Below are 22,907 nucleotides of genomic sequence, written 5' to 3'. Positions count from 1 at the left end.
AGCTGTCGTTGTAGCGCAAGTTACAACAACATCTTCAAGGAACCAAGTCCGCTCGCCAACAAATTTAATCGCTAACCTTAAGCGTACGCCCAAAAGGGCTTGAGAAACATCGTTGGAGAGTTTTATGACAGATTTAACCGCTGCAGCGCGCCTTGCGCTGTCTTTGATGGATTTAACTACATTAAATGATGACGACACTGATGCAAAAGTGACTGCATTATGTCATCAGGCTAAAAGCCCAGAAGGCAATACAGCCGCTATTTGTATCTACCCACGTTTTATTCCGTTAGCACGTAAAGTGTTACGCGAACAGGGTACTCCAGACGTCCGTATCGCAACCGTAACTAACTTCCCTCATGGTAATGATGATTTAGATATCGCATTAGCAGAAACCAACGCGGCATTAGCTTATGGCGCAGATGAGGTTGACGTGGTTTTCCCTTACCGTGCATTTATGGCAGGTAACGAACAAATCGGTTTTGATATCGTTAAAGCATGTAAAGAAGCTTGTGCAGACGCGGGTGCTTTACTGAAAGTTATCATTGAAACGGGTGAGCTGAAAGATCCAGCGCTTATCCGCAAGGCATCTGAAATTTCAATCAAAGCAGGTGCTGACTTTATTAAAACTTCCACAGGTAAAGTACCTGTAAATGCAACACTGGAAAGCGCTGAGTTAATGATCCAAGTGATCCACGATATGGGTGTTGGCAAAGAAGTGGGTTTCAAACCAGCGGGTGGTGTACGTACCGCTGAAGAAGCAGCTCAATACCTTGCATTAGCTAACCGCATTATGGGTGACGATTGGGTTGATGCCCGTCACTTCCGCTTTGGTGCGTCAAGTTTGCTAGGTAATTTATTAGCCACTTTAGGTCATGGCGAACAAAAATCGTCTAGTGGTTACTAATCCATTCGTGAAATACGCCCACTTTTCTTATTGTGGGCGTTACCAATGCTATAAAACCAGGAGGTTGCAGTGTTTCTTGCCCAAGAGATTATTCGTAAAAAGCGTGATGGTCATCCTTTAACTGAGGAAGAAATTCGTTTTTTCATTAATGGCGTCAGAGATAATACTGTTTCTGAAGGTCAAATTGCTGCATTAGCAATGACTATTTATTTCCACGATATGACGATGCCAGAGCGTGTTGCTTTGACATTAGCTATGCGTGATTCCGGTACAGTGCTGAACTGGAAAAGCTTAAATTTAAACGGCCCAATTGTTGATAAACACTCAACGGGTGGTGTGGGTGATGTAACTTCACTGATGTTAGGACCAATGGTTGCGGCTTGTGGTGGTTATGTTCCGATGATCTCTGGTCGTGGATTAGGTCATACAGGTGGAACATTAGATAAGCTTGAAGCAATTCCAGGCTTTGATATTTTCCCTGATGATGAAAAATTCCGCGATATTATTCGCAATGTCGGCGTTGCCATTATCGGACAGACCAATTCATTAGCACCTGCTGACAAACGCTTTTATGCGACCCGTGATATTACTGCTACAGTTGACTCAATCCCGCTGATCACTGCTTCTATTTTAGGTAAAAAATTAGCTGAAGGTTTAGATGCATTAGTGATGGACGTTAAAGTGGGCTCGGGTGCCTTTATGCCGACTTACCAAAAATCTGAAGAGTTGGCTGAGTCAATTGTTCAAGTAGCAAATGGCGCTGGCTGTCAAACTACGGCACTGTTAACTGATATGAATGAAGTCTTAGCTTCTAGTGCAGGTAATGCGGTTGAAGTTCGTGAAGCGGTTCAATTCTTAACAGGTGAATATCGTAATCCACGTCTATTCGAAGTTACTATGGCGCTGTGTGTTGAAATGTTAGTATCAGGCCGTTTAGCGGATGATCGTCAACAAGCTCGCCAAAAACTACAAGATGTGTTGGATAACGGTAAAGCAGCAGAAGTCTTTGGTCGTATGGTTGCGGCACAGAAAGGTCCAACTGATTTTGTTGAAAACTACAATAAATACCTGCCAACTGCGGTATTAAGTAAACCTGTATTCGCTGAGAAAGCAGGGTTTATCACAGAAATGGATACACGTGCATTAGGTATGTCAGTTGTGACATTAGGTGGAGGTCGTCGTAAAGCGACTGATGCGATTGATTACAGTGTTGGCTTAAGCGACATCGTAGCGCTTGGTGCTGAAATCAATACCGATACACCTTTAGCAATGATCCATGCTAACAGTGAAAAATCATGGCAAGAAGCTGCGGCTGAAGTCCGTAAAGCGATGGTTATTGGTGACAGCAAACGCGAAGCTTCACCGATGGTATACCGCCAAATCAGCGAATAAGAACTCAATTATGATTTATAAGTGACATATCCGTAGCCTACGGAGAATGACACAGGAGAGAGAATGATGAAACGTGTACATATCATGGTATTAGATTCCTTCGGTATCGGTGCTGCCGGTGATGCGGAGAAATTCGGTGACCAAGGTTCAGACACTTTAGGGCATATCGCACAAGCGTTTGCTGACGGTAAAGCAGATAGAGACGGTCGTAAAGGACCTCTTCATTTACCTAACCTTTGCCGTTTAGGTCTAGGTAAAGCTGCAGAAGAATCAACCGGTAAATTCCCTGTTGGTTTAGATAAAAACGCAGATATTATCGGTGCTTATGGCTACGCGAGTGAAATCTCTTCTGGTAAAGATACTCCGTCAGGCCACTGGGAAATCGCAGGTGTTCCTGTTCTGTTTGATTGGGGATACTTCAAAGAGCTGAAAAATTCATTCCCACAAGAACTGTTAGACAACATCGTTAAACGTGCAAAATTACCAGGATACTTAGGTAATTGTCACGCATCTGGTACAGTGATTTTAGATGAACTGGGTGAAGAGCATATGAAAACCGGTAAACCGATTTTCTATACCTCTGCTGACTCTGTATTCCAAATTGCTTGTCATGAAGAAACTTACGGTTTAGATGAATTATATGAGCTGTGTGAAATTGCGCGTGATGAACTAAATAAAGGCGATTACAACATTGGTCGTGTTATTGCGCGTCCATTTATCGGTGACAAACCGGGTAATTTCGCTCGTACTGGTAACCGTCATGATTTAGCGGTTGAGCCACCAGCACCAACTATGTTGAAAAAACTGGTTGATGAAAAGCAGGGCCACGTTGTTTCTATCGGTAAAATTGCTGACATCTACGCAAACGTAGGTATCACTAAGAAAGTGAAAGCAACGGGTATTGATGCTCTGTTTGATGCGACCCTTGAAGAAATGAAACTTGCAGGTGATAACACCATCGTCTTTACCAACTTTGTTGATTTTGACTCTTCTTACGGTCACCGTCGTGATGCTGTAGGTTATGGTGAAGCACTTGAGTTATTCGACCGTCGCTTACCAGAACTTATGGAACTGGTAAAAGAAGATGACATTCTTATCTTAACAGCAGACCACGGTTGCGACCCAACTTGGCCAGGTTCTGATCATACTCGTGAGCACATTCCTGTTCTTGTTTATGGTCCAAAAGTTAAACCAGGTTCATTAGGTCATCGTGAAACCTTCGCTGATATCGGTCAAACTGTTGTTAAATACTTCGGTCTATCTCCAGTCGATTACGGTAAAGCAATGTTTTAATTTTACTTCGGTAGGTATAGCAATATGCCTACCGAATTATATTTAAATAGTAAAAAGATCAATTAAAAGGAAGAATTATGGCTACCCCTCATATTAACGCAGAAATGGGCGATTTTGCTGATGTCGTTTTAATGCCGGGCGATCCGCTTCGTGCTAAATACATCGCTGAAACTTTTTTACAAGACGTTCGTCAAGTAAACAATGTTCGTGGTATGTTAGGTTTTACAGGTACGTATAAAGGCCGTAAAGTTTCTGTAATGGGTCATGGTATGGGTATCCCTTCCTGCTCAATTTACGCGAAAGAACTTATTACTGACTTTGGCGTAAAAGTGATCATCCGTGTGGGCTCATGTGGTGCAGTATTACCTGATGTTGAACTGCGTGATGTTGTTATTGGTATGGGCGCATGTACTGACTCTAAAGTTAACCGTCTGCGTTTCAAAGACCAAGATTTCGCTGCTATCGCTGATTACCAATTAGTTCAAAATGCTGTTGATGCAGCAAAAGCGAAAGATATTAAAGTTCGCGTTGGTAATATCTTCTCTGCTGATCTGTTCTACTCTCCAGATCCAGAAATGTTTGATGTAATGGAAAAATACGGCATCCTCGGTGTTGAGATGGAAGCTGCTGGTATCTATGGTGTTGCTGCTGAATACGGCGCAAAAGCACTGACTATCTGTACTGTCTCTGACCACATCAAGAAAGGGACACAGACCACAGCAGAAGAGCGTCAAACTACTTTTAATGAAATGATTGAAATTGCATTAGAATCTGTTCTGTTATTAAAAGACTAATCAAGACATTTCGTTGCTTAAAAATAAAAAACCCAATTTTTAAATTGGGTTTTTTTATGTCTAATTAATAAAGCGAAAAACTATGGAGCATAAATATACGTTTCTAAGTAAGGGTCCATTTTGATGGCATAATCTTTGATATTACTTAGACTCGGTGTTAATGGCTCTTTACACTCTTTTTTACTGATAATGTTATTGTTTTTATAAACAATGATACCGTTAAAATTCCAACCTCTCCCTTCGCCGTCATAAACGACATAGCTATAGTTTCCATTCTTAAAACGAATATAAGTCGATGCCCCTGCAACAAACATCTGATGTCCATAAAAGACATTATTATTGGGTTGCTGAGGCACGGGGAGTGTTATCTCTGTTTTAGCAAGTGTGCCATAGCGATAAACAGGAGGCTTTCCATGTTCAACGAACACGCTGACATACTTACCATTTTCAAGTTGGCAGGTAAATTCTTCAGCATGGACACTTGCGGATAATAATACGAATACAGTAGCAACAGCGATATGTGCTTTCATATTGTGTTCTCCGTTAATTACCTACTCTATTACTTTAAGTATCGGCAAAGAACACAAAATATGTAGAGTAAATATTCTGATTGTTTAGTTAGGTGACTAATTTTCATTTTAACTAATATTTTTGTTATTACCAGAATAATCAACCGTGATGATTTCTTTATTTATTTTTTCATTAAGCACTATCTGCAAGCTCAGCCTTATCCAATATTTTGTACCTAATAATAGTTAAAATTAGAATTAATTTGCTGGTTATGAAAAATATCATAGTGATTTCGTTTGATTTTGTTCTTTGTAATTAAATTAAATGTAATTTTCGCTGCGCCAATTGTGGAAATAACAGATTAATTCAATTAATTAAATCAAGAGTTCAGTAATATCAGTTGGTTAGCATCTTATTATTATATTTTGATTATATTTCAAATAGTTAATAGTATTGCAGGTGATTATTTTTGTTTATAACTTTATTTTCATTGTGATCTCAATCACATAAGCATATAAATGAAATAATAACATCTGTAAATTTAACTTTCCGAAGATTTCTATTGTATTGATATTAAATGAAATATTTTGTTTTATGTGGTTGTCGGTAGAACCAATGTGATCGCATGAAGCACTAACTAATTTAATTAGAAAATGTATAGTATTGCTATGCAATCAATTTAACATTTCGTCGGTTTCTATTTGGAGAATATAGTGAAAAATCAAGATTTATTAGGTCTATCTTCTGCTAACATTCTGAATGTGGAATTTGAGAAGAAATACCACGACGTTATTGCTCACTTTTTCAGCCGAGATCCGAAGTATTGGCCGATATTTCAGGATAAAACAATCCAATCGATTACACAGTTTAGAAAGACAACGACCAATGATAATGACCAATTACAACGTTATTCAAATGGGCAACAGCTATTCGATCGCTTAATGGCGGATACGGAAATCCAACAAAACATTAATTACCCAGAAAACGATCCTAATGAACTACTGATGCTAGTATCGACACTGTGTAAAAACTGGGAAAACCCATTAGCGGTTGAAAACGTTATTGCAATGCCAAGTGATCCCGGTGTTTATGGTTCAATGTTAGGACTAATGGGCAACCCTAACATGGTGTATTGTGAATATTCTGGTGTCGCTGATGCGTTAGAAAAAGTGACGATTAAAAAAGTCGCTAAATTGGTAGGGTACGATCCTGAAGTTGCCTCTGGTGTATTCACTCAAGGTGGCACCATGTGTAACTTATATGGTTATCTTTTTGGCTTACGTAAATCCATGCCAAATTCTAAGCATTTAGGTATGGCAGCAGATCAAGACTATCGCATCATTAACTCTCAAGGTGGTCACTATTCAAATATGACCAACCTTGCCCTATTAGGGGTTGATGTCGATAACAAAACTATCCGCATTAAAGTATCTGAAGATAACACCATTAATCTAGAACACTTAGAGCGTGAATTAAGAGCGTGCTTTACTGTTAAGTGTAAAGTGCCAACGATTATGTTAACGACAGGAACAACAGACACCTTTGGTGTTGATGATGTGAAAGGTGTTTGTGAGTTACGTGACCGTTTATGTGAAGAGTTCGAGATCCCTGTTAAGCCACACGTACACGTTGATGCCGCGGTTGGTTGGCCGATCATTTTCTTCTTAGAATATGACTTTAGTAGTAACCCACTAGCAATTAATGATGTCACTTTAGAAGGGTTACGTCAGAATGTTGAGAAATTCAAACATCTGAAATATGCCGACTCTATCACTATCGACTTCCACAAATGGGGCTATGTACCCTATACCTCAAGTTTAGTGCTGGTGAAAAACGGCAATGATTTCGTCGCACTTGAAAATGATCCTGAAAATTTCACCTATTTTGAGCATGAATTAGAAGGTCAAACTCACTTACAATCAACGATTGAATGTACACGTAGCGGTGTAGGTATTTTTGGTGCTTATTCTGCGATGCACTATATGGGTATTGAGGGTTACCAAACCATTATTGCCCACTGTTTGCAAAATGCGAACTATATGCGTCATCAGTTGTTGGAGATGGGTAATGCGAAAGTGATCGTGCCACAAAACCAAGGACCAAGTGTTGGTTTTAAACTGTATGATCCTAATTTAGTCAAAGATCCTAATGTTGCTTTTGATTTAGAGCTAACATGTTCGACTGATAAAGAAGCGTATGATTTTATGGTTCATAACACACAATGGCATAGAAAACTTTTCTTGCAGCGTGGTAGAGAAGGCCTATTTACTAACTGGGTTGATTCTATTGCTTGTTCTAAATATGCAAAAAATAACCGCTATATTTATCTTCCTGGTGAAAAAGCGGTCTTTATGAACCCAAATACTGAACGCGCACATATTGATAATTTCATGAAAATTTTAACTGAAATGAGTCAAAATATGAGCTCAAAGAAAGTCGCAAAAATTTAATCAAATCATTGGCTGATTAAATAAAACAAACTGTACTTTAGTAGAGAAAACTCATATTAAGGTACAGTTTTTGTTTTATATGATAATAGTTGCAGATTATCTGAGTTGGCTATCTTTACTGCCACGACGATTGTATCCACTAAAAGCACTATTCTTTTTATCAATAGCCTCTTGGCAATTTAAGCAATAACGTACACCAGGAACGGCTTTTTGCCGAGCCTTAGAGATTGGTTCACCGCACTCATCACAAAACGCTGCACTTTCACCTTGCGTCATTTGATTACGTGCTCTTGCAATAGCATCATCAATGGTGGCATCTATTTGCTCTTGAACCGCACTATCATTAGCCCATCCACTCGCCATTATATTCTCCTATGTTAACAGTGAATATAAACCCTATTATTGGGGCGCTGGTGAAAAAATCAACAGATAAATAAAGAGGAAAGTAGGGCGCTTTAAGTGAGAGTGTGGTTTTATGTTCAAAGAGCTAACGCGATTTAAATTGATTTATAATAGAAATACTCAGTTAGAACGGATCAGCGGCAACAAAAAAGCCTTTTCTGGAAACCCAGAAAAGGCTTTTTATAAAAATAGACCTAACTGACTAGGATCAGTTCATGCCGTATTTTTTCAGTTTCTTACGCAGTGTGCCGCGGTTAATGCCCATCATTTGCGCTGCACGCGTTTGGTTGCCACGGGTGTACTGCATTACCATGTCCAACAATGGCTGTTCAACTTCAGCCAATACTAGCTCATATAAGTCATTAACATCTTGACCGTTTAATTGAGCAAAATAGTTCTTCAGTGCTTGTTTAACTGAGTCACGTAAAGGTTTTTGGGTCACCTGATCTTGTGAATTTACGGTGGCAACTGTTAGTACGTCTGAATTTACGCGTTGTTCGAACATAGTTCTGTCAGCTCTTTTATTTATTTACGCAAAAAATTTTCGAAATATGCTTCCAACGCCTCCAGCTGTTCGCTGGCATCCTCTATGGCGTTGAAGGAGCGCCGAAACTGGTCATCAGGGGCATGTTCCTTGAGATACCAAGAGACATGCTTGCGTGCAATGCGAGTTCCTTTGCCTTGACCGTAAAAGTCGTGCAACTCACGCACATGCTTTTGCATTATTTGTTGTACCTCTGCAATCGGCAGAGGGGGCAACAGTTCACCTGTGTCCAGATAGTGCTGGATTTCCCGAAAGATCCAGGGTCTTCCCTGAGCAGCGCGACCGATCATCAAAGCATCGGCTCCAGTGTAGTCTAATACTGCTCTGGCTTTTAGCGGGTCTGTTATGTCTCCATTCGCAATGATGGGAATAGAAACACTCTGCTTAACTGTCCGAATGCTGTCGTATTCGGCTTCCCCTTTGAACAAACACTCACGTGTACGCCCATGAATAGTGAGAGCCTGAATACCACAACGTTCAGCCAATTTGGCAATCTCTACACAGTTACGTTCATCAGGTGACCAGCCAGTACGGATCTTGAGAGTAACAGGAACATCTACCGCGTTAACCACAGCAGAGAGGATCTCTGCGACAAGGTCGGGATGACGAAGTAGAGCTGAACCAGCTAGCTTTTTATTCACCTTTTTTGCAGGGCAACCCATGTTAATGTCGATAATTTGAGCGCCACTATCTGCGTTTATTTTCGCAGCGGTCGCCATATCAACGGGATCACTTCCTGCAATTTGTACGGAGCGGATCCCCAATTCATCACTATGTACCATTCGTAATCGAGACTTGTCTGTCTGCCAAACCTGAGGATTGGAAGAAAGCATTTCAGAAACTGTCATACCCGCGCCCATATCATAGCAAAGCGACCGAAAAGGTCGGTCTGTAACGCCAGCCATGGGAGCCGCGATAAGGCAATTTTTTAACTGATACTGTCCGATTCGCATAGATGAAAAGAGGGCCAAACTGTGACTGCAAGGGCGCGTATATTACGCATTTTTTGCCAGATATGAAAGGACAAAGTTTAACCAAATTGCGAAAAAAAGTTACTTCTTTACACTTGATTTTTTATAAATTGATTATTTAATCAATAAAAACATAATGTTATGTATTTTTGAAAAATTAAAAATTGATGGTAGAGAATTGATAAACAAGTGAAACTAAGTAGAGTTTATCAGGCAAAAATGTGATTAATGCCTGATAAACAATAATTAAGTGAAATTTTAACGCGATGAGATTATCTCATTTTGGTTAATATTTAGCCGGTGTTATTTTTTCACACCGGTAATACGACACCACTCTTCTTTTTCGGCAACAGGATCTAAGTTAAATAGTCCTTCATAAGCCGCGGCAACACCTTCTGCTTGTGTTGCTAACACACCAGAAAGGCCTAGGTGTCCACCTTGACGAGGCAGTGTACTGATAACCGGTGCAAGTTCACGCAATGGACCCGCTAAAATATTCGCAACGACAACATCGGCACTGAGGTTATCTGGCTGGTCTTTTGCAAGATACAGTGTGAGAGCGTCAGAAACACCATTACGCTGTGCATTATCACGACTTGCTTGGATAGCTTGAGGATCGATATCAATACCAATTGCTTTTGCTGCACCTAGTTTTAATGCCGCAATAGCTAAAATGCCAGATCCACAACCGAAGTCGATAACGGTTTTACCCGCTAAATCTAAGCCATCAAGCCACTGAAGGCACAATGAGGTAGTAGGGTGGGTACCAGTACCAAATGCAAGACCAGGGTCTAGCATGACGTTTACGGCGTTAGGATCAGGCACTTCTCTCCAGCTTGGGCAAATCCATAAACGCTCACCGAAACGCATTGGGTGGAAGTTATCCATCCATTCACGTTCCCAATCTTTATCTTCGAGTTGTTCAATTTTATGCAGGAAGCCTTGACCGAGTAATGGCGTATTTTCTAGCATCGCCACCACGATTTTCATGTCAGTTTCTGCATCATATAAACCGATAACGTCAGTATCACCCCAAAGACGAGTTTCACCCGGTAAAGGTTCAAAAATAGGGGTATCGTGACTATCTTGGAAAGTCACTGACACGGCACCGCTTTCAACCAATTCATCACCAATAGCTTCTGCATTAGTGGCGGTTGCATTAAGTCTTAATTGTATCCAAGGCATAATTAGTCTCTTTAAAAACGAATTCACTGTAATGATGCTGATTGAGGCAGAGTATGCTCTCCAAATCGATTAGCCACAAGAAACGCGACTAAGCTCAACAACAGTGATGGAACAATAGGGTGGAATCCCGCTATCTGGATATTAAATGTCGCAAGGGCTGCATAGAGTGTGGCACCTGTGATCATGCCCGCAATAGCACCATAACGGTTAGCTTTTTGCCAATAAAGCCCGAGCACTAAAGGCCATAAGAAAACAGCTTGTAGGCCACCAAAAGCGAGTAAGTTAAGCCAAATAATCATTGATGGTGGGTTCCATGCTGCAAACAGCAATAACACACCTAAAATCAAGGTCGAAAGGCTTGATAAGCGAGAGATACGTTTCTCATTGGTGATCGCATGTGGAGCAATATTGAGATAGAGATCTTTGACCAACGTTGCTGACGATTGTAACAGTTGTGCATTTATCGTTGACATAATGGCGGCCATAGGTGCCGCAAGGAAAATACCGGCAGCAATAGGCGGTAATACTTCAACCATTAATGTTGGAATAACTTGATCAGGCACAGTCAGATCAGGAATGATCGCTCGACCTAATGCGCCAGCAAAGTGCATACCAAACATCAATAATGACATTACGATTGTGCCAATGATGATCCCTTTATGCATAGCTTTACTGTCTTTGTAAGAGATGCAACGTACCGCAGTATGTGGCAAGCCAATTACACCAAAACAGACAAGTACCCAGAATGATGCCATAAATGGACCACTTAAAATTCCATCGGCCCCTTGAGGAGAGGTTAATGCAGGATCAATGGTATTGAGTTTTTGTATCGCAATATCTAATCCACCGGCTTTATAGATAATGGCAAACAAAAGAATAAAGGTACCAAGCAACATCACTAGACCTTGTAAGGCATCATTTAATACGCTGGCTCTAAATCCGCCAATTGCTGTATACAGCGCAATGGAGATCCCAAAGATCAGCAAGCCGAATTCATAAGGAATACCGGCTGCGGTTTCTAGTAGACGTGCCCCACCAATAAATTGTACTGTCATTGCGCCGACAAAAGCGACTAACAGACTTAAACTGGCAAACCAGACAAGGAAACGACTTTTGTAACGAGCATAGAGCATATCGTTTAAGGTAACCGCATTATAACGGCGCGCTAAAATAGCAAATTTTTTCCCTAGAACACCCAGCGAGAGCCAAATAGCGGGAAGCTGGATCATCGAAAGTAATACCCAACCAATACCGTATTTATAGGCAGCGCCTGGCCCGCCAATAAAGGAACTTGCACTGACATAAGTTGCAGTGATAGTCATGGCGAGTACGAAGCCACCCATTGAGCGGTTACCCAGAAAATATTCGTTAAGAAACTCGCCTTTTTCGCGCTTACGATAAGCATACGCCGACAGTAGAAAGACCAGAAGAAGGTAGCCAATTAGTGGCACTATGACTTCAGTTTGCATCGTCATGCTCATCTCCTAACGGCATATCTTTGAAAAAGTAGCGCACCATCAGATAGCACAACAGAAAAAACAAAACAGGTAGGAATAAGCATGAGAGCTCAAACCAAAGAGGTAAACCAGTAATGCCTAGTGTGTTATCAGGTAAATAGGCGGTAATTAACCAACCCAACAAATACATAAAAGTTAAAATTAGGGCCCAAAGGGCTTCTTTGTGGGCCTGAACAAAACGTTTGTCCATCTGTTCTCCCAATCTTAATAGGGTTAAAAATGAATGGGGGGATTGTACGGGAAAGTGAGTATTGATTCAGTGAAAATTAATCACAAAGTCATGATGGAATATTAAAAATAGATTATCTTATTGTTTTAAAAGGATTAATGTTTGAATTCTATTTAATGGAATAAGAAAAATAGAGATAGATTTATATCTTAATCAAGAAATGAAGTGTTGAAATAGTCGTCATAAATAGGGGGGATAATACAATTGAAATAAGAAAAAAGAAGAGCAGACACTGACATAAATTGATCAAGTGTGGTGCTCTTCTTGGGTTTACTCATCTCAATAAATTAAAAATTAAAGGGCGTTTTTTATTCTTTTTAATCCCTCTTTGATAATGGCGCGAGGGCAAGCAAGATTAATTCGAATATAGTTATCACCATTACTAACGAACATATTTCCACCTTCTAATAAAATGCCTGTTTTGTTGGCAAAATAGAGTGAAAGTTGTTGGTTATCGACATCTTCGGGTAAATAATTTGTCAAATTAATCCATGCTAAATAGGTTGAATCAGGTATTTTAAAATTCGCTTTTGGAAAATGCGTATGAACAAATTCTTCTACTAATTTGAAATTATCATCAAGATAGTTTTTCAGTTGTTTTAACCATTCATCACACTCAGAATAAGCGGCTTTTGTTGCAACTAAACTTAATGGTGAAATAAAGTCGTCATACAGACGAAGCCACTCTTTTTTTATCTCTTTATTTTTAATAAAGATATGAGACATTAGATTACCTGCAAGATTAAATGTCTTACTCGGTGCCATACAAGTTACGATTTTCTCATAATGAGGGAAGAGTTTAGCAATAGGTGTATGCGTCACGCCATTACGTAATAAATCACAATGTATTTCATCTGATATCATCCAAATATCATTTTCAACACAGAGTTCCCCCATCTTAATTAGCTCTTCATCTGTCCACACTTTACCCGTTGGGTTTTGAGGATTACATAAAATAAAGAGTTTAATATTGAGTGACTTATCTTTGATTTTGCGTTCCATGTCGGTAAAGTCAACAGCGTATTCACCGTCTTTTTCTAATAAATCAGAATAGATCACTTGGCGAGAATTATAATCTCCCGCTTGTTTAAATGGTGTATAAGAAGGTGTTTGAATAAGGATACTTTCATCTTCTTTTATTAATAAAGGTACTAAGCGATTTAATGCAGGAATAATGCCCGGTGATAATACAATTTCACGCGGATCTATTTCCCAATCATAATGTCTTTGGCACCAATCTTTAAAGATTTGGTAATACTCTTCATCATACACTTTGGTATAACCTAATATTTTTCTATCAAGGCGGGCTTTAATCGCATTAAGCACTTCAGGTGGAGTAGAGAAGTCCATATCTGCGACCCACATTCTGATAAACTCATTATCAGCAAAGGCAAATTGCGCGTCTTTATCTGCTTTAAAAATATACTGGCGCCAACCATCATAATTTAAAGCATCGGTATCTTTTCTATCTATAATTTCGTCAAAGTTATATTTCATGGTTAAGCCTTTAATACATCTAATTTAATTAAATAAATTTTAAGAAAGGGGAAATACAAAGCAGGATGCCCGTAAAGATAATCAAATACAGTGATCCACCTTTATAACGGTGTAATGAGGGGACTTTGTAAACTAAATAAGCAGGAATAAGGCAACCCACAATCCCGAAAATAGGGCTACATATTGAAGTGAACATTAATACCGGAAGATTAAGAACAATAGCGCCCCATGCAATGACCACAGTGAAAATGACAATACAGAGTGAGAGGACTTTCTGATTGATTTTTTCTGCGGGAATAATACGAGTAAGGGCATTCATAGCTAAGCCTTGTACTGCTTCTTTAAAGCCGAGATAAACGCCAAAGAATGCGGTCATTAACGCAAAGATATTGAGTGCAACGCCAACGGGAGTCACATATTTAGCGGCATCACCTTCAATAAATTGTGCTGCAATCGCCAGTGCAGAAATATTCTGTTCATAAGCTTTAACCGCTTCATCATGTCCAATGGCAAAGGTAAAAGAAACCGCGTAGAAGAAGACAACACAAAATAGTGTACCGAAAGCAATATTCATGGCTCTTAAGGCTTTGTAGCGAGCGACTTCAATCGATTTATTTTTAGCACGATAAGAAATGACCATCGGGCTAAGGGATTGAATAAAGAGTATTGATGTGAGCGTAAAAGGTAAGGTAATAATGGCGTTTTTAATTAATAGACTAAAAGGTGGGAAAGTATCGATATTTTTCGATAAATCCCACATGCTGATCATCATGACACCTAACGCAAATACAACCAATAATTTAGATAACACCATAAAGCTTGAGATCTTAAATAATAGCTCTTCGCTTCGTGATGCAATTAATACGAGAAATGAGATAAGAATGAGACCATAGAATGGATTTTCTGACAGCAATCCTTCTGTGACACCAAAGGTGTGTAAATAAGAGGCGGTATCATTGGTCAGTGCGGTCGGATAAGCAAAAATCCATATCACCAACATTAAGAAGTAAAGTAAACCTAAAAACATGCCCCAGTTTTTACCAAGATAGCCTTCGATAACACTGGGGTAGTCTTTACATTCTTTAGAATCGGCAAGGGTATTAATAAATAGGCGTTGAAAGAGGTACATGGCAGGGTAGCCAATAATAGAAGAGAGTAAAAATACCCATAACCCAATTAAGCCAACTTGTACGGGTAAAAAGACAATACCTGCACCAATTGCCATACCGATACTGATAATAATCCACCCCATATCGGTATTATCAAATCGAGTTAATTTTTTCCATTCTTCTTTTGAGAGAGAGGCCCTATCAACTTTTTGTTCTAATAAGGTCATACATGTAATCCCATGTGAAAGTAAAATTTATAGTATTTGTTTTGTTAAGTTTCTTTTTGGAACATGACTTCTAATCATTTTGTATTAGCTGAATAACGATACTTCGAGAATAATTTTAGCAATTAGAGTGATTAATTATTTCTTCATATTGGAAGCAATACGGACTTATTTATTAATAAAATTCGCTAAAATTGAGTTATAAATTAATTATCTTTGATAAAAACGTTATTTTGATTAACGTCACAGAGGTGTAAATAGAATGACTCTTGACAAAACGGATATGGGGATACTTAAGCTGTTACAAGAAGAGGGGCGATTAAATAATGCAGAAATTGCTAAGCGTGTTTTTTTATCCCCACCTGCTTGTTGGAAGCGGCTTAAGGCATTAGAAAAGGGAGTGATAAAGAATTATCGAGCGATCATTGAACCTAAGCACCTAGGATTTAATTTTTATGCATTTATGAACATCACGCTAGATCTGCATTCGGAAGATAATATGGCGCATTTTGAGCAAGAAATAATGAAAATTGATAATGTGATTTCTTGCCATAATATTTCAGGGCGGTATGACTACATGTTGCAACTGGTCGTTAAAGATATGGAAGATTTTCACAACGTTTCAATGATGAAAGTGCGAGCAATTGGCAATATCAAAGAGATGAACACCAGTTTTAGTATTCGAGAAATAAAACCTTTTAAAGGGTTTCCTATTAAATAAATACTTATCAGAAGATCAGCAATAAAAAAGGCATAGTAAATAAACTATGCCTTTTCTTGTTAAGCGAGAAAGATTATTTCTCAGCTAAACCTAAACGTTTTTCAAGGTAGTGAATGTTTGTACCACCTTTTTGGAAATTCTCATCATTCATAATGAACTGGTGCAGTTCAATATTGGTTTTAATACCATCAATGATAAGTTCCGCCAACGCATTTTTCATACGAGAGATCGCTATTTCGCGTGTTTCACCGTAAGTGATCAATTTACCAATCATTGAATCATAGTGAGGTGGAACAGTATAACCCGCGTAAATATGCGATTCCCAACGTACGCCAAATCCACCTGGTGAGTGGAAGCGAGTAATTGTACCCGGGCTTGGCATGAAGGTTTTTGGATCTTCTGCGTTGATACGACATTCAATTGCATGACCATGAACGTTAACTTGATCTTGTGTTACTGATAAAGGTAAGCCAGATGCAATGCGTAACTGTTCTTTGATTAAGTCGATGCCAGTGATCATCTCTGTTACTGGATGTTCAACCTGAATACGGGTATTCATCTCAATAAAGTAGAATTCACCATTTTCATACAGGAATTCGAATGTACCTGCACCACGATAGCCGATTTCAATACATGCGTTCGCACAGCGTTCGCCGATATTTTTACGGATTTCAGGGGTAATACCCGGTGCTGGTGCCTCTTCAACCACTTTTTGGTGACGACGTTGCATTGAGCAATCACGTTCAGCCAAATAGATTGCATTACCTTGACCATCCGCCATAACTTGAATTTCAACATGGCGTGGGTTTTCAAGGTATTTTTCCATGTATACCATGTCGTTGCTAAATGCCGCTTTTGCTTCCGCACGCGTCATTGTAATCGATTGTTCCAGATCTTTTTCAGAACGAACAACACGCATACCGCGTCCACCACCGCCACCAGAGGCTTTGATGATAACTGGGTAGCCAATACGTTTAGCAATTTCAATATTTTTCGCAGTGTCGTTACCTAAAGGACCGTCTGATCCTGGTACACAAGGAACACCTGCTTTTTTCATCGCTTCAATAGCAGAAACTTTATCGCCCATTAGGCGGATGGTTTCAGCTTTTGGGCCGACAAAAATAAAGCCTGAGCGTTCAACTTGCTCTGCGAAATCAGCATTTTCAGACAGGAAACCGTATCCTGGATGAATGGCTTGTGCGCCACTGATCTCAGCCGCTGCAATAATTGCAGGGATATTTAGGTAACTTTTTGCTGAAGCAGCGGGACCAATACAGATAGTCTCGTCTGCCAGCAGAACGTGTTTTAAATCACGGTCTGCCGTGGAGTGAACGGCAACTGCTTTGATCCCAAGCTCTTTACATGCTCTTAGGATACGCAGTGCTATCTCACCACGGTTGGCAATGAGGATTTTTTCTAGCATGGACCTGCCTCGTTATTCGATAACAAAGAGTGGAGCGTCAAACTCAACGTTGTCGCCATCTTGGCAAAGGATAGATTTAACAACACCCGCTTTGTCAGATTCAATCTGGTTCATCATTTTCATTGCTTCAACGATGCACAGAGTATCGCCTACATTGACTTGCTGACCGACTTCAACAAATTTCTTGGCTTCAGGGCTTGGTGAGCGGTAGAACGTTCCGACCATTGGTGAACGAACAACGTGACCGCTGATTTCTTGCGTTGGTGTAGCCGCTGGTGTTTCTGGCGCTACAGGCGCAACTGCATTTGCTAATGCAGGTTGAGGTGCCACTGGTGCCGCAAAATATTGCTGAGGAGCCATTTGACCCTGAAGACCAGAGTTACGACTAATACGTACTGACTCTTCACCTTCAGAGATTTCCAGTTCAGAAATGCCAGACTCTTCGACTAGCTCGATCAGTTTTTTAATTTTACGAATATCCATGAGTTGATTCCGTACTCTTTTTGATGTTTTTTATTAAGACAAGCGGCTGACCGCTGCCTGTAAAGCAAACCGATAACCTTCTGCACCTAATCCACAGATTACGCCTGTTGCGATATCAGAGAGATATGAATGGTGACGGAAAGGTTCCCGACTGTAGACATTGGACAGGTGAATTTCAATAAATGGAATATTCACCCCTAATAATGCATCACGCAACGCAACACTGGTATGCGTGAAAGCTGCAGGGTTGATTAATATATAATCGACATTACCCCGAGCTGCATGAATTTTATTTATCAGCTCAAATTCAGCGTTAGACTGAAAATGGCTGAGTTTCACATTTAATGCCTGAGCATCTGCTGACAAACTTTGAACGATATCATCCAGAGTTAAGTGTCCGTAGGTTTCCGGCTCTCTTGTTCCAAGCAGGTTTAGATTCGGACCATTCAGGAGCAAAATATGAAAATTTTCCGACATTATGCTTCTATCTCCGTCAATTCGTCAACGAAATGACAAAATAACCTGTGCTTTTCGTTTTGTCATCTTTTATTGTATCTAATGCTACGATACATATCACAAAGTCCGACATTATAGACATTTCACAGAAGATAACAGCAAAATACTGGTCTAATCAGGGAATGAAGGGTTTATTTTGATGAAAAGTTAAAAGTTTTTACAAGGTTGTAAACGCGAGAAAGCGAAATAAACAGGTGTCCAAAAAATAATCATAACATCACGTTATTTATTGATGTCACTGGAAATCTGAATTTCTTAGAGATTGATTATCAATATATATCATAAATGTGATCTACATCACAATTTGCTGGCAGTATCACACACAATGAAGCTTATTCTGGCACTAAATAAGGTGAATTAATGCCAGAAATAAGCAGATAAAAACGGAGGATCAGAGTTTTACTAAGGTTCTGCCTGTCACTTGATTATCCATAATCATCTGAGCATAACGTGGAACTTCATCAAGTGTAATCTCTGTCATGGCTTGCTGATAGAATGTATCTGGTAGTAATTGTAATAAACGTTGCCAAACTTGAGCACGTTTTTCTGCTGGGAAATAAACAGAGTCAACACCTTGCAAACGAACATTACGTAAAATAAAAGGCATGACGGTTGTTGGCAAAGAAAAACCGCCTGCTAACCCACAAGCCGCCACTGTGCCGTTATAGTGTGTCTGTGACAAAATATTAGCAAGAATTTGCCCACCCACGGTATCAATTGCCCCCGCCCAACGTTGTTTATCTAAAGCTCTGCCCGCAGGTTCAAACTCTTCGCGAGTGATAATATTTTTGGCACCGAGTTTACGCAAATACTCATGGTTGCTGACTCTGCCACTCAATGCGGTAACTTGATAGCCTAATGCGGTTAGTAAACTAATCGCCGTGCTTCCGACACCACCACTGGCGCCTGTAACTAAAATGTCACCACTTTCAGGTGTGAGACCGCCTTGTTCTAATGCCATCACACAAAGCATGGCAGTAAAACCCGCAGTCCCAATTGTCATGGCATTTTTTAAAGAGAGTCCTTCTGGCACGACAGTTAACCAATCGCCTTTTACACCCGCCTTTTGTGCAAGACCACCCCAGTGGTTTTCACCGACTCCCCAGCCGGTTAATAAGACATGTTGACCAATGTGGAAACGAGGATCTTCGGTGTGATGAACAACACCCGAAAAATCGATACCCGGTACCATTGGGAATTGACGCAGTATTTTTCCTTTGCCTGTGATCGCGAGTCCATCTTTATAGTTAAGCGTTGAGTAATGAATATCGACAATAACCTCATGAATAGGCAGTATTTTTTCATCAATGCTTTGTACGCTAGCACTGAGTTTGTTGTCATTTTGTTCTACTAATAATGCTTTCATTTTGACCCCTCATCGATTTCTATTTGTGTCATGATAGGTGATTTTTTAGATCTCGTCGTGATTGTGCACAATATCTATTGTAATAATGAGACAAATAATCCTTTTTTAGTGTATAAACGGGGGTTCTACGTTTATTGGTGCAGAGATTATTCTGAGTTTTATCTCTTGGTAATTAGATAACACCGTTAATGGTTTACGATTGGATAAAAATTAGCATTTCTCTTTATTGCTCGAAATAAAGATAATGTGTTGCCTGAGAAGTATTCGAGGTGGGTACGTTGGTCGTTATCTCAGTCAAATTTTGCCGGTGAAATACCATTTAATATCAATAGAATAATTGTGCTTATTTAAATGAATAAATTTTATTTGAACTTGCAATGAGACTTTTGAGTCACAGTTTGGCAACGAAGTGAGATTTTTCTTTATTGATATGAGCGTTGTTTGTATTGTTACATAAGCTAAATATGAATGGCGTAGGATCGAAATTATGCGTTAATCGTTCTAATTAGCCCATTTTTATGCAGTTTTTTTCTGCTCCAATTGGGAAAAGTAACGTAGAATATTGTGCCTTTAAGATTATTTACGTGTCCACTTTAATCTAAGTAGCGAATCGCGCCTTGTCGCTGCTTATTGTGGTTGATAGAGTAGACGGATTTTTCCGTCCCGGCTTGCAGGATTATCCTTTCGTATGTTTAAAAAATTTCGTGGCATGTTTTCCAACGATTTGTCTATTGACTTGGGTACCGCCAATACCCTCATTTATGTCAAAGGACAGGGTATTGTTCTCGATGAACCCTCCGTCGTCGCTATTCGTCAAGATCGCGCTGGCACATCAAAAAGTGTTGCAGCTGTTGGGCATGAAGCCAAACAGATGTTAGGGCGTACACCTGGGAATATCGCTGCTATCCGTCCAATGAAAGACGGTGTGATTGCTGATTTTTATGTAACCGAAAAAATGCTTCAGCACTTCATAAAACAGGTTCATAACAATAGCTTTATGCGTCCAAGTCCTCGTGTATTAGTTTGTGTACCAGTCGGCGCTACTCAAGTAGAACGCAGAGCTATCCGGGAATCAGCATTAAGTGCGGGTGCTCGCGAAGTGTTCTTAATTGAAGAACCTATGTCTGCGGCAATTGGTGCAGGCTTACCTGTTTCTGAAGCAACAGGCTCAATGGTGGTCGATATTGGTGGTGGTACTACAGAAGTTGCCGTGATTTCATTAAACGGTGTCGTTTACTCTTCTTCTGTTCGTATTGGTGGTGACCGTTTTGATGAAGCTATCATCAACTATGTACGTCGTAACTACGGCTCACTGATTGGTGAAGCAACTGCAGAACGTATCAAACACGATATCGGTTCGGCTTATCCTTCAGATGAAGTCAACGAGATTGAAGTCCGCGGTCGTAACCTTGCAGAAGGTGTACCTCGTAGCTTTACATTAAACTCGAATGAAATTCTTGAAGCCTTGCAGGAGCCATTAACAGGTATCGTCAGCGCTGTCATGGTTGCATTAGAGCAATGTCCACCAGAATTAGCCTCTGATATTTCAGAGCGCGGTATGGTCTTAACGGGTGGTGGTGCATTATTACGTAACCTCGATCGCTTATTAATGGAAGAAACAGGTATTCCTGTGATTGTTGCTGAAGATCCACTGACTTGTGTTGCTCGTGGTGGTGGTAAAGCATTAGAAATGATCGATATGCACGGTGGCGATCTGTTTAGCGAAGATTGAGATTAATTCTAACAAGGGAGAATGGATTCCCCCTTGGTGAGAATATTTACGCCTGTTCTTTTACTTCTCCGTGTGAGTGATCTTAGAGTTTATGAAGCCAATTTTTAGTCGGGGCCCTTCCCTGCAACTAAGATTAATAATCGCCGTGGTTATCGCTATCTCTTTATTGATTGCTGATAACCGTATTGGTGCATTTTCTAAAGTCCGCCAGTATCTAGATACTGCTGTTAGCCCCTTCTATTTTCTTGCAAATGGTCCTCGCCGTTTTCTTGATCAAATTTCAGAAACCTTTGCTACACGTGAGCGTTTACAATTTGAGAATCAAGCATTAAGGAAAGAGTTATTAGTTCGTAGCGGAGAAAGCCAATTACTGGAGCAATTTAAGCAAGAGAATGCCCGCTTACGAGAATTACTTGGTTCACCACTGCGCCAAAATGAACAAATGACAGTAACACAAGTGCTGTCTGGTAATAGCACGCCGTATCGTGATCAAGTCGTTATTGATAAAGGAACCAACGATGGCGTCTATGAAGGGCAACCTGTTATTAGTGATAAAGGTGTTGTAGGACAAGTTATTGCCGTAAGTGAGCTTACGAGTCGAGTACTATTAATATGTGACACTTCTCATGCATTGCCTGTACAAGTTTTACGTAATGATATTCGTGTTATAGCTTCGGGAGCAGGCTGTGCCGATGATTTATTGTTAGAAGCATTACCTGCCAATATTGATATTCGTGTAGGCGATGTTTTAGTGACATCAGGATTGGGCGGTCGCTTCCCAGAAGGGTATCCTGTTGGTGTGGTATCGTCAGTGAAAGTCGATAATCAGCGGGCTTATTCTGTGATTAATGTTCGACCTTCAGCAGAGCTACAACGTTTACGCTATTTACTTTTATTATGGAATACATCAGATAAAACGGGTGAGCCTCCTCTGCCATCCGAGGTTTATCACGCGGCGAATGAACGTTTAATGCAACTGATGCCTCAAGTTTTACCTAATTATGAACAAGCTGGACCGCCGCTTCCTCGTTCTATGTCTCAAGAGCCGTTAGGCAATACGGCTGAAGAAACTAACGGAACGGTGACACCCGCGACAAATACACCTGCCAATACCAATAATACAAGAAGTAGGTAGACACGATGAATCCATATCAAAGTCGTGGGCGTTGGGTTGTTTGGCTCTCTTTTCTTGTCGCATTAGTTTTACAAATTATGCCGTGGCCAGAACAGTTAGAAGTGTATCGACCTATTTGGCCCATGTTATTTCTTATTTATTGGATAACCGCCATTCCTCATCGTGTCAGTGTTGGAACCGCATTTGTTTTGGGGATGATTATCGATTTAGTCCAAGGAACTACCTTGGGTGTCAATGCATTGGCCTATACTTTAGTGAGTTATGTCATAGCCTTTAAATATCAGCTTTTTTGTAATTTAGCGTTATGGCAACAAGCCTTCGTGGTGATGTTAAGTATTGTTGTTGTCGATCTTGCTGTATTTTGGGCAGAATTTTTACTTTCACCTGTGACTTTTCACCCTCAAGTATTCTGGAATAGCCCAGTCAGTGGTATTCTTTGGCCATGGCTTTATTTTTTGCTTCGCAAAATCCGTCACCAGTTTTTAGTTCACTAAGTTATTGGATCATGGC

At 40.1% G+C, this 22,907-nt stretch carries 22 protein-coding genes; 9 read left to right on the top strand and 13 right to left on the bottom strand.

All coding sequences use genetic code 11. The features are described from left to right. The first annotated feature begins 124 nt into the window (after positions 1-124). The 4 genes from deoC (at position 125) to deoD (ending at position 4,383) form a co-directional block, all read left to right on the top strand. Entirely contained in the window at positions 125-904 is a 780-nt protein-coding gene (gene deoC / locus DK865_RS17485; RefSeq protein ID WP_023582908.1) for a deoxyribose-phosphate aldolase, read from the top strand. 69 nt (positions 905-973) lie between these two features. Continuing rightward, positions 974-2,296 carry a thymidine phosphorylase gene (gene deoA, locus DK865_RS17480; protein ID WP_036913972.1) on the top strand — a complete coding sequence of 441 codons (1,323 nt, stop codon included), beginning with the start codon at positions 974-976 and terminating at the stop codon, positions 2,294-2,296. Between the two features lie 66 nt (positions 2,297-2,362). After that, complete coding sequence (deoB, locus tag DK865_RS17475; protein ID WP_036914011.1) at positions 2,363-3,589, top strand: phosphopentomutase; 1,227 nt, start codon at positions 2,363-2,365, stop codon at positions 3,587-3,589. Between the two features lie 77 nt (positions 3,590-3,666). Next, on the top strand, positions 3,667-4,383 hold the full coding sequence (gene deoD / locus DK865_RS17470; RefSeq protein WP_023582906.1) for a purine-nucleoside phosphorylase: 717 nt from the start codon (positions 3,667-3,669) through the stop codon (positions 4,381-4,383). Between the two features lie 80 nt (positions 4,384-4,463). Here the strand turns inward: deoD and DK865_RS17465 are convergent, their stop codons facing one another. Next, positions 4,464-4,913, bottom strand: coding sequence for a hypothetical protein (locus tag DK865_RS17465; RefSeq protein WP_109392441.1), 450 nt, complete (start codon positions 4,911-4,913; stop codon positions 4,464-4,466). Between the two features lie 693 nt (positions 4,914-5,606). Here DK865_RS17465 and DK865_RS17460 point away from each other — a divergent pair. Then, positions 5,607-7,343: a pyridoxal phosphate-dependent decarboxylase family protein gene (locus DK865_RS17460; RefSeq protein WP_109392440.1), complete on the top strand. Its 1,737-nt coding sequence runs from the start codon at positions 5,607-5,609 to the stop codon at positions 7,341-7,343. Positions 7,344-7,439: 96 nt separating this feature from the next. Here the strand turns inward: DK865_RS17460 and DK865_RS17455 are convergent, their stop codons facing one another. The 8 genes from DK865_RS17455 to DK865_RS17420 all read right to left on the bottom strand — a co-directional run bounded on the left by DK865_RS17455 (position 7,440) and on the right by DK865_RS17420 (position 14,940). Then, positions 7,440-7,706 (bottom strand): DksA/TraR family C4-type zinc finger protein, encoded by a 267-nt coding sequence (locus DK865_RS17455; RefSeq protein ID WP_023582904.1) that lies wholly within the window; start codon positions 7,704-7,706, stop codon positions 7,440-7,442. Positions 7,707-7,953: 247 nt separating this feature from the next. Beyond that, positions 7,954-8,250: a DNA-binding transcriptional regulator Fis gene (fis, locus tag DK865_RS17450; RefSeq protein ID WP_004245342.1), complete on the bottom strand. Its 297-nt coding sequence runs from the start codon at positions 8,248-8,250 to the stop codon at positions 7,954-7,956. A 20-nt stretch (positions 8,251-8,270) separates the two neighbouring features. After that, the gene (gene dusB / locus DK865_RS17445) at positions 8,271-9,242 is read right to left on the bottom strand and encodes a tRNA dihydrouridine synthase DusB (protein WP_023582903.1); all 972 of its coding nucleotides are present in this window, start codon (positions 9,240-9,242) and stop codon (positions 8,271-8,273) included. Between the two features lie 321 nt (positions 9,243-9,563). Then, positions 9,564-10,445 (bottom strand): 50S ribosomal protein L11 methyltransferase, encoded by an 882-nt coding sequence (gene prmA, locus DK865_RS17440; RefSeq protein ID WP_099660017.1) that lies wholly within the window; start codon positions 10,443-10,445, stop codon positions 9,564-9,566. 23 nt (positions 10,446-10,468) lie between these two features. Continuing rightward, entirely contained in the window at positions 10,469-11,914 is a 1,446-nt protein-coding gene (gene panF / locus DK865_RS17435) for a sodium/pantothenate symporter (RefSeq protein ID WP_023582901.1), read from the bottom strand. Next, positions 11,904-12,152: a YhdT family protein gene (locus tag DK865_RS17430; protein ID WP_023582900.1), complete on the bottom strand. Its 249-nt coding sequence runs from the start codon at positions 12,150-12,152 to the stop codon at positions 11,904-11,906. Before DK865_RS17430 ends, panF begins: the two co-directional genes overlap by 11 nt. Positions 12,153-12,485: 333 nt before the next feature. Continuing rightward, positions 12,486-13,688, bottom strand: coding sequence for a MalY/PatB family protein (locus tag DK865_RS17425; RefSeq protein WP_109392439.1), 1,203 nt, complete (start codon positions 13,686-13,688; stop codon positions 12,486-12,488). A gap of 28 nt (positions 13,689-13,716) precedes the next feature. Next, positions 13,717-14,940 carry an aromatic amino acid transport family protein gene (locus tag DK865_RS17420; protein ID WP_373931495.1) on the bottom strand — a complete coding sequence of 408 codons (1,224 nt, stop codon included), beginning with the start codon at positions 14,938-14,940 and terminating at the stop codon, positions 13,717-13,719. A gap of 343 nt (positions 14,941-15,283) precedes the next feature. On the opposite strand from DK865_RS17420, the gene DK865_RS17415 reads away from it, so the two are divergent. Continuing rightward, positions 15,284-15,742 (top strand): Lrp/AsnC family transcriptional regulator, encoded by a 459-nt coding sequence (locus DK865_RS17415; RefSeq protein WP_023582897.1) that lies wholly within the window; start codon positions 15,284-15,286, stop codon positions 15,740-15,742. Positions 15,743-15,815: 73 nt separating this feature from the next. Here the strand turns inward: DK865_RS17415 and accC are convergent, their stop codons facing one another. The 4 genes from accC to acuI form a co-directional block, all read right to left on the bottom strand. After that, the gene (accC, locus tag DK865_RS17410; RefSeq protein WP_023582896.1) at positions 15,816-17,165 is read right to left on the bottom strand and encodes an acetyl-CoA carboxylase biotin carboxylase subunit; all 1,350 of its coding nucleotides are present in this window, start codon (positions 17,163-17,165) and stop codon (positions 15,816-15,818) included. A 12-nt stretch (positions 17,166-17,177) separates the two neighbouring features. Beyond that, entirely contained in the window at positions 17,178-17,648 is a 471-nt protein-coding gene (accB, locus tag DK865_RS17405; protein ID WP_023582895.1) for an acetyl-CoA carboxylase biotin carboxyl carrier protein, read from the bottom strand. 33 nt (positions 17,649-17,681) lie between these two features. After that, the gene (gene aroQ, locus DK865_RS17400) at positions 17,682-18,125 is read right to left on the bottom strand and encodes a type II 3-dehydroquinate dehydratase (protein WP_006535378.1); all 444 of its coding nucleotides are present in this window, start codon (positions 18,123-18,125) and stop codon (positions 17,682-17,684) included. Between the two features lie 430 nt (positions 18,126-18,555). Next, positions 18,556-19,530, bottom strand: a complete 975-nt coding sequence (gene acuI / locus DK865_RS17395; protein WP_023582894.1) for an acrylyl-CoA reductase (NADPH) — start codon at positions 19,528-19,530, stop codon at positions 18,556-18,558. 688 nt (positions 19,531-20,218) lie between these two features. Here acuI and mreB point away from each other — a divergent pair. The 3 genes from mreB to mreD all read left to right on the top strand — a co-directional run bounded on the left by mreB (position 20,219) and on the right by mreD (position 22,891). Beyond that, positions 20,219-21,262, top strand: coding sequence for a rod shape-determining protein MreB (gene mreB / locus DK865_RS17390; protein WP_023582893.1), 1,044 nt, complete (start codon positions 20,219-20,221; stop codon positions 21,260-21,262). Between the two features lie 91 nt (positions 21,263-21,353). Then, positions 21,354-22,397 carry a rod shape-determining protein MreC gene (mreC, locus tag DK865_RS17385; protein WP_023582892.1) on the top strand — a complete coding sequence of 348 codons (1,044 nt, stop codon included), beginning with the start codon at positions 21,354-21,356 and terminating at the stop codon, positions 22,395-22,397. Positions 22,398-22,402: 5 nt separating this feature from the next. Next, complete coding sequence (mreD, locus tag DK865_RS17380; RefSeq protein WP_023582891.1) at positions 22,403-22,891, top strand: rod shape-determining protein MreD; 489 nt, start codon at positions 22,403-22,405, stop codon at positions 22,889-22,891. Positions 22,892-22,907 lie beyond the last annotated feature (16 nt).

This window comes from Proteus cibi, from assembly GCF_003144405.1.
In the GTDB taxonomy this organism is placed as follows: Bacteria; Pseudomonadota; Gammaproteobacteria; order Enterobacterales; family Enterobacteriaceae; genus Proteus; species Proteus cibi.
This window is presented reverse-complemented; position numbering and strand designations above follow the sequence as displayed.